We start from the raw sequence: 13031 nt of genomic DNA on the forward strand, positions 1-13031 counted from the left end.
GGCCTACTGGCCGAGCCACGTGTGCACCGAGGACACCACCGAGGCGCCCTCGCCGGTGGCGGAGGCCACGCGCTTCATCGATCCCGCGCGGATGTCGCCGCCGGCGAAGATGCCCGGGACCGTGGTCGCCAGGTCCTCGGGCGGCACGCCGTCGAGCCAGTGCTCGGTCGGCACGTCGCGTCCGGTGAGCACGAAGCCGCGCTCGTCGCGGAGCACGGCGTCGGGCAGCCAGCCGCACTCGGCGACGGCGCCCAGCAGCAGGAACAGCCCGCGGGCCTCGACCCGCTCGTGCGCACCGGTGTCGACGTCCTCCATGTCGAGCCAGGCCAGCTGGCCGACGTCGTCCGGACCGCCGTCGACCACGCGGGTGCAGGGGCGCACGGTGATGCGCGGGTTCCACTCGATCTCGTTGATGAGGTACGACGACATGGTGGCGGTGAGGTCGGGCCGGCGGACCGCGATCGTGACCGAGGAGGCGAAGCGGGCGGCGTGGATCGCCGCCTGCCCGGCGGAGTTGCCGCCGCCCACGACCACGACGTGGTCACCCGCGAGCTCGCGGGCGGCCGCCATGGCCGCGCCGTAGTAGACCCCGCGCCCCACCAGCTCCTCGAGCGAGTCGACGCCGAGCCGGCGGTAGTCGACACCGGTCGCGACGAGGATGGACCGGGCGTGCACGTCGCCGCCGTCGGTGTGCACGACGTGGTGGTCGCCGTCCGCGCACCGCGAGATGCCGGTCGCCGGCCAGCCGGTGAAGAAGCGCGTGCCGAACCGGAGGGCCTGCCCGCGGGCCCGCTGCGCCAGGCGCATGCCGGAGATGCCGCGTGGGAAGCCGAGGTAGTTGCGGATCATCGAGCTGGTGCCGGCCTGCCCGCCGATCGCCTCGGCCTCGAGGCAGACGGTCGAGAGGCCCTCGCTCGAGGCGTACACGCTGGCCGCCAGCCCGGCCGGTCCGGCGCCGACCACGACGAGGTCGACCACCTCGTCGACGTCGATGTCGTCGGGTCGGCCGTAGAGCTGGTTGGCCAGCGAGCGCACGTCGGGGCAGTGGCCGCACCACCCGGCGAGCGAGGAGACGATCGGCCAGCGGCCCTCGGCGTCGGGACAGGTCGCCATCACCTCGCGGCCCACCTCGCTGTCGGGGTGGTGCACGCCGGCGGGCATGCCGACCCGGGCGAGGTAGTCGAGCAGGTCGCGGGTCAGCCCGTCCTTCTCCGGGGAGATGATCCGGACGTTCTCGACAACCGGGGTGGCGACGGTCGCGTTCCACTCGTTGAGCAGCTCGCCGACGGCGAGGTGGAACTCCTCGTCGCGCGGGCCCTGCGGCATGAGCAGCAGCGCGTCGACCTTGCCGGCGGCGACGGCGTGGCGGAAGGTCTGGTTGTCCTCGCGGAAGCGACTGACGTGGGTGACGATCAGCCGGCGCGCGGTCGGGACGGCCTGCCGCGTGCCGCCGATCAGCTGGTAGAGCCGGTCCTGGTCCTGGTCGCTGTCGACGACGAAGAGCGCCACCTGGTGCCCGGTCGTCAGCAGCTCCTTGGCGCAGGCCTTGGCCGAGGCCTCGTCGGACGCCAGGCGGACGTCGTACTCCCGCTCGTAGCGGGCGAACGCCTCGCCCAGCTCGGCCGCGTGGTGGATCGAGGCGATGACGATCGCGGGCGCTCCCATGCATCGAGCGTAGTGGCGCATGGAGGGCTGGGTCAGCCGGTGAGGTTGTGCACGTAGCACCAGCGCCACGACTCGTCCGGCTCGGCGGACTCCACGACGGGGTGGAGGCTGTCGTGGAAGTGGGCGGTGGCGTGCTTGCCGACGGAGGAGTCGCAGCAGCCCACGTGGCCGCACGTCAGGCACTGCCGCAGCGACACCCAGCGGGTGCCGTCGCGCAGGCAGGTGGCGCAGGCCGGGTCGGCGACCGTGTCGACGGCGGGGTGCTCGTCGAGGTCGTCGCAGGTGCGGCCGCCGGCGAAGGAGAGGCTGCCGGAGCGTACGCCGGCGCGCGCGTCCGAGCCGGCGTCGAGCATCGACTCCTCGATGTCGAGCATGCCGAGCACCTGGCTCACCACCTCCGACGGCACCTTGCCCTTGCCCCGGACGAGCAGCACCTTGGAGCGCTCGGCCTCGATCATCTCGCCGCGGATGCGGGCGTAGAGCTCGGAGGGCGTCTCGTCGCCGTCGGTGGTGGCGAGCTGCTCCCACGCCGCGAAGGTCCGCTGGTCGACCCGGGCCCGCACCTGGTCGACCACGCCGTGCTGGTCGTCGTAGTCCAGCTCGTCGAGGCGCTTGAAGCCGGCGTCCGCCGCCTGCTGCAGCAGGGCGGCGCGGGCGAGGGCGTCCTCGGCCGGATCGGGGGCGGGCACGTCGAGGAGCCGGGTCATGAGCGGCAGCGTCAGCCCCTGCACGAGCAGCGTGCCGGCCACGACGGTGAACGCCACGAGGAGCAGCACCTCGCGGTGGGGCGCGTCCTCGGGGATGACGAAGGCGGCGGCGAGGGTGACGACGCCGCGCATGCCGGCCCAGCCGATCAGGAAGCTCCACGAGGCAGGGATGGGGTCGCGGCGGCGGAGGAAGCCGGTGGCCTGCATGTAGACGAGGCGCACGACGACGACGGTGAGCAGGGTCGCGAGGCAGACGAGGGCGATGCGGCTGTGGGGCAGGCTCGACTCCTGGACGTCCTGGAGGATCCAGTCGAGCTGGAGGCCGATGAGGAGGAAGACGGTGTTCTCCAGCACGAAGGCGACCGTCCGCCAGGTGATGCGCTCGGTGATGCGGGACTGCGCGGTCTGGATGATCGGCGCCTTGTGGCCGAGCAGCAGGCCGGCGACGACGACGGAGATGACGCCGGAGGCGTGGATCTCCTCGGCCGCCACGAACGCCGCGAACGGCGTCAGGAACGAGATCGCGGTGTCCATCAGCGGGTCGCTGATCCGGCGCCGCAGCTTGGCGACGAGGAGGAAGAAGCCGACGCCGATGAGCACGCCGCCGCCCGCCGCGACCAGGAAGTCGAGCCCGATGTGGGAGACCGCCACCCCGCCCGCGAGCGCCGCCGTGGCGGTCCGGAGGACGACGAGTGCGGTGGCGTCGTTGAGCAGCGACTCGCCCTCGAGGATCGTCACGACCCGCCTGGGCAGCCCGATCCGCCGGGCCACGGCCGTGGCGGCGACGGCGTCCGGTGGCGCGACGACCGCGCCGATCGCGATCGCGGCCGCCCAGCCCAGGTCCGGCACCAGCCACTCGACGACCGCCGCGACGGCCAGCGCCGTGACGACGACGAGCAGGATCGAGAGGCGGAGGATCGTGCCCCGGTTGGCGTTGAAGTCGACCAGCGAGGTCTGGATCGCCGCCGCGTAGAGCAGCGGTGGCAGCAGCCCCAGCAGCACGACCTCGGACTCGAGGTGGATCGTCGGGACGCCGGGGACGTACGACGCCGCGGCGCCGACGACGACCAGCAGGAGCGGTGCCGGGACGCGCAGCCGCTCGCTGACGGCGGTGGCGGCCAGCACGACGGCTGCCATGGAGACGAGCAGCAGGGCGAGTTCCACCGGGTGATTCTTGCCGCTGCCGCCCCGGCCGGTCGAGGGCGTCCACCGTGGCGACCGGCGACGTCCTCGACCAGCGAGCCGGCGTCAGCGCACGACGTCGTAGCGCTGGAGGGTGATGCCGTTGGCGTAGGCGGCGTGCTCGACGAGCTGCAGCTTGGTCTTGTCGCCCTCGGCGAAGAGCCGCTTGCCGCTGCCGAGCAGGAGCGGGAAGACGAGCAGGTGGTAGCGGTCGACGAGACCGGCCTGCGCGAGCCCCTGGGCGAGGCGAGCGCTGCCGTGGACGTGGATCTCGCCGCCGTCGGTCTCCTTGAGCGCGGCCACGTCGTCGAGCGACCGCAGGACCTGCACGGTGCCCTCGCCCCAGGGGGCGGTGTCGTCGGGCAGTGTCGTCGAGACGACGTACTTGGGCATCGCGTTGTAGGTCGCGAACTCCTCCATCGACGGCCACACCGGCGCGAACTCGTCGTAGGACTGCCGGCCGAACAGGAGGGCGGTGGCGTCGGCCGTCTCTCGACCCTTGATGTCGTAGGCCTCCTCGACGAAGTCGACGTCCTTGAACGTCCAGCCGGCGTGGGGGTGGTCCCCGCCGCCGGGCGCCTCCATGACGCCGTCGACGGACAGGAAGGTGGTGATGACGATGGGTCGCATGGTGGTCTCCTGGCTTCCGGGGTGGGTGGTGGTCGCTCAGGCCGCGGGCGCGGCGAGCAGGTCGTCGATCTGGTTGATGGAGGCGGTGGCGCCCTCGACGACGCCCATCGCGAGCACCCTCTCGAGTGCCTCGGCCGAGGCGTACGTCGCCACGAACGTCGCGCGGGTCCCGTCGTCGGTGGGGGTGAACGAGTAGACGTTCGACGACTCCGGCATCTCGGTGTCGGCGGCGAAGGTCTCGTCGACGGCGAACCCGTCCGTGAAGGTGAAGCTCGTCGGCCGGTCGACGGCGGCGACGTCCCAGTAGGCGTAGTACTTCTCGCCCTCGGGGCTGGTCATGTAGTAGGTCATCCGACCACCGGGCACGAGGTCGTGGTCGACGAAGGTGGCGGGGTGGGTCGGCGGCCCCCACACACGCTCCAGCTGGCGCGGGTCGGCGTACACCTCCCACACGCGCTCGACGGGCGCGGCGAAGTCGGCGGTGATGGTCAGCGTGAGGGCGTCGAGGTCGTGCTGGACATCGGTGACAGGCATGGCTTCAGTCCCTTCTCGGGGTCGGTTCGGGGCGGTCGTGCTGCTGCTGGTCGCGGGCGAACAGCTCGTCCATCCGGGAGATCCGGCCGCGCCAGAGTCCCTCGAGCTCGCTGAGCATCGCGCCCACCGCGCGCACGGCCTCCACGTCGCCGCTGGCCAGGGCCTCGCGACCCTGCCGACGCTTGGTCAGCAGGCCCGCCCGCTCCAGCACCGCGACGTGCTTCTGGACGGCGGCGAAGCTCATGTCATAGCTGCGCGCCAGCGACGAGACCGAGTGCTCGCCGGCCAGCACGCGCCGGAGGATGTCGCGGCGGGTGCGGTCGGAGAGCGCGTGGAACCAGGCGTCCGCCCGGTCCTCGTCCGTCTCGTTCACGGGATCAATATACAACCGTTTGGTTGTACGTTGTCAAGGGGTTCACCCACCCGGGTGGGCCTCGCCCCGGAAAAGACCGGATCGCGTGGAAGTCGGAGTAATCTCTGTCGCTGGTGCGCTCCTGCGCACCGGTTTCGAGAGAAGTGGGGCAACGCCCGATGCACAGGCTCGTGGAAGGACTCCGCCTCGGAGACCGCTACGTCCTGCAGGACCGCATCGCCTCCGGCGGCATGGCCGACGTGTGGCGGGGCCTCGACGACGTGCTCAAGCGCGAGGTCGCGGTCAAGGTCATGCGTGCCGACCCCGACAACGAGCAGATCTTCGCGGAGCGGTTCCGCGACGAGGCGCTCCACTCGGCGGCGCTCCTGCACGCCAACATCACCACCGTCTTCGACTACGGCGAGGACGACCACCTCACCTACCTCGTGATGGAGCTCGTCCAGGGCCTGCCCCTGTCGGCGATCATCCGCGAGCAGGGCGCGATGCAGCCCGAGCCCGTCCGCTCGATCCTCGGACAGGCCGCGCTCGCCCTCGGCACCGCCCACGAGGCCGGCGTCGTCCACCGTGACGTGAAGCCCGCCAACATCCTCGTCCGCGAGGACGGGCTGGTGAAGCTGACCGACTTCGGCATCGCCCGCGCGATCGACACCATCGGCCACACCCGGGTCGGCGAGATGCTCGGCACCCCCAACTACATCAGCCCGGAGCAGGCCATCGGGCAGCCCGCCACCGGTGCCAGCGACCTCTACGCCCTCGGCGTCGTCGCCCACGAGATGCTCACCGGCAAGCGGCCCTTCGACCGCGGCACCCCGATCGCGACGGCGATGTGCCACGTCAACGAGCCCCCGCCGCCGCTGGGCGACGACGTGCCCGAGGACCTGCGCGAGGTCGTCGCGAGCCTGCTCGAGAAGGACCCCGAGGCCCGACCCGAGAACGCCCTGTCCGTCGCCGTGATGCTGGGCGTCGCCCCGGCCGAGCTCGCCGACCTCGACGTCGACCTCGCCTCCGGCGTGCCCAGCGGCTACGTCGTCCTGCCGGTCACGCCCCTGACGCCCTCGACGCCGCTGGAGGCCGTCAAGCCGCCCGACCGCGCGCCGGCCGACATCCCGACCATGGCGGCCGCGCCCGAGGAGCTCCTCGACTGAGGACCCCCCGGGGGCTCTCGTCTGGGTGGCCGAGGTGAGTGCTCGGGTCAGCGCCTCGTCGCCGCGTCGAGCAGCCCGGCCAGGGCAGCCGGCTGGGTGAACATCGGCCAGTGCCCGGACTCGATGTCGACGAGCTGCAGCGCCGTGGCGTCGGCCAGCTCGGGCACGTCGCCGGAGTCGATCCAATCCTGCGCCTGGGCGGGGCTGAACTCCGGGCACACCAGCGTGAGCGGCACGCCGTGGCGGCGGTCGTCGGTCCACGTGACGGTGCCCTTGGTGACGCCGACGGGCACCGGGTGGGTGGACGCGGCCACCTCCGCCTTGAGCTCGGGCGACATGTCGTCGGAGTCCGGCCCGGCGAACGGCTCCCAGCCCGGGAAGGGCACGGCCTCGCCGTCGGCCTCGAAGAAGTCGGCGTAGGCGTTGCCGCCGGTGGTCGGGAAGCCGCCGATCAGCACCACCCCGGTCACGGCGTCCGGGCGCCGGTCGGCCGCGACCCACGCGAGCGTCGAGGCGGCGGAGTGGCCCACGACGAGCGGCGACCCGTCGGCCGCGTCGACCGCGGCGACGACTGCGTCCGCCTGGTCGTCGTACGACGCGGAGGCGGCGCCGTCGCCCTGGCCGGGCAGCGTCACCGGGATGCCCCGGTGGCCGAGCCGCTCGAGCTCGGGCACCACGTCGTCCCAGGCCGAGCCGTCGAGCCAGAGTCCGGCGATGAGCACGATGTCCATGAGTTCTCCTCGATCTCGGTGTCGTTCGACCCTCGCGGCCCACGTTAGGTGCCATTCCGGACGCTCCACGACCGGAACCGGTGCGACGATGGCGTGGTGAGCGAGATCAGTCCGACCGCGCGGGCCCTGCGGGCCCTGGACGTCATCCAGGCCCGGCCGGGCGTCACCGCCGCGGAGCTGGCCGAGCGCCTCGGCGTCACCGAGCGCGCCGCGCGGCGCTACGTCGCGATCCTGCGGGAGGCCGACATCCCGGTCGAGTCCACCCGCGGGCCGTACGGCGGCTACACGCTCGGGCGCGGCCTCCGCCTGCCGCCGCTCGTCTTCTCGGCGACCGAGGCGCTCGGCCTGGTGATGGCGGCGCTCGACTCCCACCACGCCGTCGCCGACCCCGACGACCCGGTGGGCTCCGCGCTCGGCAAGATCCTCCGGGTGCTGCCGACCAACGTCGCGCGGCAGGCGGCGGCGGTGCGGGAGACGGCGCGCACCGTGCCCGAGCGCTCGTCCGTGCGGCCCGACCCGGAGGTCACGAGCGGCCTGGTCGCCGCGGTCGCGGCCCAGCAGCAGGTGCGCATCGGCTACCGCACGGCAGCCGGCAACGCGCGCACGTTCGAGGTCGACCCGTGGTCGGTGGTGGTGCGCTACGGCCGGTGGTACCTGCTGTGCCACTCGCACCACGCGGACGCCCTGCGCACCTTCCGCATCGACCGGATCACCGGGGTGGAGCAGCTCGCGGGCACCTTCGACGTGCCGGCCGACCTCGACCCCGCCGCCGCGCTCGAGGCCAACCTCGGCAAGGGATGGGAGCACGAGACCCACCTCGTCTTCGACGTCCCGCTGGCCGAGGCGCGCCCGTGGATCCGGCCCACGCTGGGCGACCTGCGCGAGCTCCCCGACGGCCGGTGCGAGCTGGTGGGCAGCACGAGCAACCCCGAGGCGTACGCCGGTGAGTGGCTCGCGCACGTGCCGCTCCCGTTCACGGTGGTGGGCGGCCCGGAGCTCCGGGCGGCGGTGGCGGTGGTGGCCGAGCGGCTGGCGCGGTCGGTCAGGTGAGTCGAGTGCGCGACCCCGCGGCGACCACTACCGCGTGCGCACTCGACCTCAGCGACTGACCGCGACCTCCTTGCCGAGCGTCCAGCCCGGCGAGATCGGCAGGTAGTCGCCGCTCCAGAACTTGCCCGGGTCGTACCAGGTCGCCCGCCGGTCGTCGCGCAGGATGCCCATCTCGATGTAGCAGCTGGCCACGATCTCGGCGCAGAACGCCGCCTCGGGCGTGACGCGCTGACCACGCTTGCGCCGCGGGACGTAGGCGTCGCGCCCCCGCAGCCAGCGGGCGCCCAGCCGGGTCAGGCTCGGGAACGAGACCCCGTCGAGCCGCGCGACCGTGCGCAGCATCCCGTCCTCCTCGGCCTGGCCGATCTGCGGGTCGAGCTGGCGGACCCAGGCGTCCTGGTCGTACTCGCCCTGCCACCGCCCGACGGCCTCGCGCAGGTCGTGCAGCTGCACGCCGCGGTGGTGGGCGCCGGTCCACATGTCCACCTGCTTCTTGCCGAGCTCGGCGTGGAAGATCAGCGGCGGCAGGTCGTCGACGACGACCGCCATCCCGACGTGGTTGACGGGCGAGTTGGTGACCGCGCGGATCGCCCGGTCCGGCGCCCGGCGACCGCGGAACAACCAGATGTCGCCGCTGCGAGTGAGGTCCACCGCCTGGTCGAGGCTCAGGGTCATGCGCGCAGTCTGCACGATCCGCCCGCCCGGCTAGGCTCGGGCCATGCGCGTGTGGAAGTGGATCGGACTCGCCGGGATCCTGGCCGGCGTGGCCACCGGCGCCGCCGTCGCCCGCGACGAGCGGGTGCGCCGCCACTACGAGCCGTCGGAGGTCCGCGACCGCCTCCACGCCCGGCACGACGAGGCCGTCGCCCGCGAGGCCGCTGAGATGACCCGGGCGCCCCAGGACTCCTGACGCGCGCTCGCCTCGCGTCGTGCGTACGCCGGCGGGCTCAGGCGCCGAGCGCGAGGCGTCCGGCGATCGCCAGCATCACCAGGCCGACGAGCACGTCGAGCACCTGCCACGCACGGGGGCTGGCCAGGCGCGGGGCGACCAGCCGGGCGCCGTACCCGAGGCCGGCGAACCACGCGATGCTCGCCACGCACGCACCGAGCGCGAACCACCACCGCCCCGGCGTCCCGTGGGTCCCGGCGATCGACCCGAGCAGGAGCACGGTGTCGAGGTAGACGTGCGGGTTGAGCCAGGTCAGGGCGACCGCGCGAGCGGCCACCCCGCGCCGCGCCTCGACCGCTCCGCCCTCAGCGTCGAGCGCCTGCGGGCGTCGGGCGCGCAGCAGCGACAGCACTCCGTAGACCGTCAGGAACGCGACGCCGAGCCAGCGGACGACCTCGACCGCCCAGGGCGCGCGGTCGACGAGGACGCCGATGCCGGCGACGCCGGCCAGGATCAGCACGACGTCGGACAGCGCACAGATCGCGACGACCAGCCCGACGTGGCTGCGCCGCAGGCCCTGCCTGAGCACGAACGCGTTCTGGGCGCCGATCGCCACGATCAGGGAGAGGCCGGTGAGCAGCCCCGCGACGACGTCTCCCACGCGGGACAACCTAGGCCCCCGGTCCCGACCCCGGGTCCACCCCTGACAGATGTCAGGGTCGGCTGCGGGTGTTATCCCATGGCAGTCCGTCGGAGGCCCCTGCCAGACTCCTCCTCATGACTGAGCAGCCCACGGGAGGGGCGCCGCAGGGCGTCGCGGCAAGCGCACACGACCTGGTGAAGGTCTACGGCACCGAGGAGGCCGAGGTCCGGGCCCTCGACGGGGTGACCGTCGACCTGATGAAGGGCGAGTTCACCGCCATCATGGGTCCGTCGGGTTCCGGCAAGTCCACGTTGATGCACTGCCTGGCGGCGCTCGACACCCCCACCTCGGGCGAGGCCGTCGTCGACGGCACGTCGCTCGGCAAGCTCAAGGACAAGGCGCTGACCAACCTGCGCCGCGACCGCATCGGCTTCGTCTTCCAGGCCTTCAACCTGGTGCCCACCCTGACGGCGAAGGAGAACATCCTCCTGCCGCTCGACCTGGCCGGGAAGAAGGCCGACCAGGGGTGGTTCGACCAGGTCATCGACGCCGTCGGCCTCCGGCCCCGACTGGGCCACCGCCCGAGCGAGATGTCGGGCGGCCAGCAGCAGCGGGTCGCCTGTGCGCGCGCCCTCGTCAGCCGGCCGTCGATCGTCTTCGCCGACGAGCCCACCGGCAACCTCGACTCCACCAGCTCCGCGGAGGTGCTGGGCTTCCTGCGCCGCAGCGTCGACGAGTTCGGCCAGACGGTCGTCATGGTCACCCACGACCCCGTCGCGGCCTCCTACAGCGACCGGGTCCTCTTCCTCGCCGACGGAAAGGTCGTCGACGAGCTGCGCCGTCCCGACCGTGACGCGATCCTCGAGCGGATGGGCGCCCTGTCCGACGCCGCTGCGCGCAAGGCGGGCTGAGCGGTGCTCCGACTCACCTGGCGCAACCTGGTGGCCCGCAAGGTCCGCCTGGTGATGAGCACGCTCGCCATCGTGCTCGGCATCGGCTTCCTCGCCGGCGTCCTGACCTTCAGCCACGGCCTCGGGTCGACCTTCGACAACATCATCGAGGGGTCCACGTCCGACGCCCTCGTGCGCACCGAGGGCGAGGTGTCGTTCCAGGCCTCCGGCGCCGGCACGACCAAGCTGGTGAAGCCGGCGGTCGTCGAGCGGCTCGCCGAGCTCCCCGAGGTGGCCGCGGCCGACGGCTCGGTCGACGGCGTGGGCGCCTACCTCCTCGGCGAGGACGGCAAGCTCGTCGGCGGCACGGGCGCCCCCACGCTGGTGTTCAACTACTACGACAGCGTCAACGTCGCCGGTGACCCGATCCTGCTCCTGGAGTCGGGCGAGTGGCCCGACGAGCCGGGCCAGATCAACCTCGACGTCTCGTCCGCCGAGCGCGGCGGCTACGAGCTGGGCGACGAGGTCACCCTCCTGCTGCCGGTCGGCGAGCTGCGGCAGACGTTCGAGCTCGTCGGCACGTCCAACTTCAACGGCGGCGGCACCGCGGGCGCCACGCTCGCGCTGCTCGAGACCAGCCAGGCGCAGGACGTCTTCCTCGACGGACAGGACGCCTACACGACCGTGTCCCTCACGGCCGCCGAGGGAGTCAGCCAGACCGAGCTCGCCGACGCCGCCAAGACCGTCCTGCCCGACGGCTTCACCGCCGTCACGGGCCAGGAGGTCATCGACGAGTCCGACGAGCAGATCGGCCAGTTCCTCGACGTCATCGGCTACTTCCTGATCGCCTTCGCGGTGATCGCGATCGTCGTGGGCGCCTTCATCATCTTCAACACCTTCTCGATCCTCGTCTCGCAGCGCGTGCGCGAGTCGGCGCTGCTGCGCGCCCTCGGAGCGAGCCGTCGCCAGGTGACCCGCTCCGTCCTCATCGAGGCGTTCCTGATGGCGCTGCTGGGCTCGACCCTCGGGCTCCTCGTCGGGCTCGGCCTGTCGCGCGGCCTCGCCGCCGTGTTCCGCTCGCAGGGGCTCGACATCGCCGGCGACGTCCTGGTGCTGACGCCCACCACGATCATCGCCGCCTACGTCGTCGGCATCTCCGTCACGATGGTTGCGGCCTTCGTGCCGGCCCGACGCGCCGCCAAGGTGCCGCCGGTCGCCGCCCTGCGTGACGACCTGACGGTGCAGGAGAAGGCGCTCGGCCGTCGCCGGCTCGTACTCGGCACGATCGCGCTGCTGGTCGGTGCGGCACTGATGGGCGCCGGCCTGGTCGGCGCGCCCGGGGCGGACCCGGCGTGGATCGGTGCCGGCGCGGTCATCTGGGTCATCACCGTCGCCGTCATGGCGCCGGTGCTCGGGCGTCCGGTCCTGGTGGCGTCGCGGGCCGTGTTCGCCAAGCTCTTCGGCACCACCGGCAAGCTCGCCGGCGAGAACGCGCTCCGCAACCCGCGGCGCACGGGCGCCACGGCCTCGGCGCTGATGATCGGCCTGGCCGTGGTCTCGGCGGTCGGCGTGCTCGCGTCCTCGCTGAGCGCGACGAACGACGAGCTCGTCGACCGCGAGTTCCGCAGCGACTTCCTCGTGCAGTCGCCGAGCTTCCAGGGCTTCCCGACCAAGGTGGGCGACGAGATGGCCGAGGTCGACGGCGTCGGCACGGTCTCGCGGATGCAGGGCTCCGTGGCGCTGGTCAAGCAGGACCAGACCTTCGTGGCGGGCGTCGACGACGCGTTCGCCGACATCTACGAGCTCGACATGCGACGCGGCACGCAGCAGATGACGGGCGACCAGGCCATCCTCAGCGAGTCGACGGCCGGTGACCTCGACGCCGACGTCGGCACGACGCTGCCGGTGGCGTTCCCCGGCGGGCAGACCGTCGACCTGGAGGTCGTCGGCATCTTCGAGGACACCCCGATCACCAGCGGCGTCACGCTGCCGATCAGCGTGCTGGAGGACGCCGGCCTACGCCGCAACGACAGCACGCTGAGCATCAACGTCGCCGAGGGCGCCGACGTCGACGAGGTGCACGACGCGCTCGACGAGGTGGTCGAGGACCTGCCGATCGTGACCGTGCAGGACAAGGAGGGCTTCTCCGAGCTGATCAAGCAGCAGGTCAACCAGCTGCTGTTCCTGATCTACGGCCTGCTGGCGCTGGCGGTGATCATCGCGGTCATCGGCATCGTCAACACCCTCGGCCTCAGCGTGATCGAGCGGACCCGCGAGGTGGGCCTGCTGCGGGCGGTCGGGCTCTCGCGGCGACGCCTGCGCCGGATGATCATGCTGGAGTCGATCGCCATCGCGGTGCTGGGCGCGGTCCTCGGACTGGCCGTCGGACTCCTCATCGGGATCGCGCTGCGCCAGTCGTTGTCGGAGGACCTCACCGTGCTGTCGCTACCCCTCGGCTCGCTGGTGGTGTTCCTCGTCATCGCCGTCGTCTTCGGCGTCCTGGCCGCCATCGTCCCGGCGGTACGCGCCTCGCGGATGAAGGTGCTCGACGCGATCGCCACGGAGTAGCCGCTCGTGGTGAGCCGGCTCACC

At 72.5% G+C, this 13031-nt stretch carries 13 protein-coding genes; 5 read left to right on the forward strand and 8 right to left on the reverse strand.

What is annotated here, in order from left to right:
* Positions 1 to 3 precede the first annotated feature (3 nt).
* The 5 genes from NYO98_RS18125 to NYO98_RS18145 all read right to left on the reverse strand — a co-directional run bounded on the left by NYO98_RS18125 (position 4) and on the right by NYO98_RS18145 (position 5091).
* Positions 4 to 1665 (reverse strand): FAD-dependent oxidoreductase, encoded by a 1662-nt coding sequence (locus NYO98_RS18125; protein WP_268113159.1) that lies wholly within the window; start codon positions 1663 to 1665, stop codon positions 4 to 6.
* A 32-nt stretch (positions 1666 to 1697) separates the two neighbouring features.
* Complete coding sequence (locus NYO98_RS18130; RefSeq protein ID WP_268113160.1) at positions 1698 to 3536, reverse strand: Na+/H+ antiporter; 1839 nt, start codon at positions 3534 to 3536, stop codon at positions 1698 to 1700.
* A gap of 84 nt (positions 3537 to 3620) precedes the next feature.
* Positions 3621 to 4184 carry a dihydrofolate reductase family protein gene (locus NYO98_RS18135; RefSeq protein ID WP_268113161.1) on the reverse strand — a complete coding sequence of 188 codons (564 nt, stop codon included), beginning with the start codon at positions 4182 to 4184 and terminating at the stop codon, positions 3621 to 3623.
* A gap of 36 nt (positions 4185 to 4220) precedes the next feature.
* Positions 4221 to 4718, reverse strand: a complete 498-nt coding sequence (locus NYO98_RS18140; RefSeq protein WP_268113162.1) for an SRPBCC family protein — start codon at positions 4716 to 4718, stop codon at positions 4221 to 4223.
* A gap of 4 nt (positions 4719 to 4722) precedes the next feature.
* On the reverse strand, positions 4723 to 5091 hold the full coding sequence (locus NYO98_RS18145) for an ArsR/SmtB family transcription factor (protein WP_268113163.1): 369 nt from the start codon (positions 5089 to 5091) through the stop codon (positions 4723 to 4725).
* A 170-nt stretch (positions 5092 to 5261) separates the two neighbouring features.
* Between NYO98_RS18145 and NYO98_RS18150 the strand changes: the two genes are divergently transcribed.
* Complete coding sequence (locus tag NYO98_RS18150; protein ID WP_268113164.1) at positions 5262 to 6236, forward strand: serine/threonine-protein kinase; 975 nt, start codon at positions 5262 to 5264, stop codon at positions 6234 to 6236.
* A gap of 47 nt (positions 6237 to 6283) precedes the next feature.
* On the opposite strand, the gene NYO98_RS18155 is transcribed toward NYO98_RS18150, so the two are convergent.
* Entirely contained in the window at positions 6284 to 6967 is a 684-nt protein-coding gene (locus tag NYO98_RS18155) for an alpha/beta fold hydrolase (protein ID WP_268113165.1), read from the reverse strand.
* Between the two features lie 96 nt (positions 6968 to 7063).
* On the opposite strand from NYO98_RS18155, the gene NYO98_RS18160 reads away from it, so the two are divergent.
* Complete coding sequence (locus NYO98_RS18160) at positions 7064 to 8017, forward strand: helix-turn-helix transcriptional regulator (protein ID WP_268113167.1); 954 nt, start codon at positions 7064 to 7066, stop codon at positions 8015 to 8017.
* A gap of 48 nt (positions 8018 to 8065) precedes the next feature.
* On the opposite strand, the gene NYO98_RS18165 is transcribed toward NYO98_RS18160, so the two are convergent.
* Positions 8066 to 8692, reverse strand: coding sequence for a hypothetical protein (locus tag NYO98_RS18165; protein ID WP_268113168.1), 627 nt, complete (start codon positions 8690 to 8692; stop codon positions 8066 to 8068).
* A 43-nt stretch (positions 8693 to 8735) separates the two neighbouring features.
* Between NYO98_RS18165 and NYO98_RS18170 the strand changes: the two genes are divergently transcribed.
* Entirely contained in the window at positions 8736 to 8927 is a 192-nt protein-coding gene (locus NYO98_RS18170) for a hypothetical protein (protein ID WP_268113169.1), read from the forward strand.
* Positions 8928 to 8964: 37 nt separating this feature from the next.
* On the opposite strand, the gene NYO98_RS18175 is transcribed toward NYO98_RS18170, so the two are convergent.
* Positions 8965 to 9567: a LysE/ArgO family amino acid transporter gene (locus tag NYO98_RS18175; protein WP_268113170.1), complete on the reverse strand. Its 603-nt coding sequence runs from the start codon at positions 9565 to 9567 to the stop codon at positions 8965 to 8967.
* Between the two features lie 116 nt (positions 9568 to 9683).
* Between NYO98_RS18175 and NYO98_RS18180 the strand changes: the two genes are divergently transcribed.
* Together NYO98_RS18180 and NYO98_RS18185 are read left to right on the forward strand one after the other, a co-directional pair.
* Complete coding sequence (locus NYO98_RS18180; RefSeq protein ID WP_268113171.1) at positions 9684 to 10460, forward strand: ABC transporter ATP-binding protein; 777 nt, start codon at positions 9684 to 9686, stop codon at positions 10458 to 10460.
* Between the two features lie 3 nt (positions 10461 to 10463).
* Positions 10464 to 13007 (forward strand): ABC transporter permease, encoded by a 2544-nt coding sequence (locus NYO98_RS18185; RefSeq protein WP_268113173.1) that lies wholly within the window; start codon positions 10464 to 10466, stop codon positions 13005 to 13007.
* The last annotated feature ends 24 nt before the right edge of the window (positions 13008 to 13031 follow it).

It is taken from the genome of Nocardioides pini (assembly GCF_026712185.1).
In the GTDB taxonomy this organism is placed as follows: Bacteria; Actinomycetota; Actinomycetes; order Propionibacteriales; family Nocardioidaceae; genus Nocardioides; species Nocardioides pini.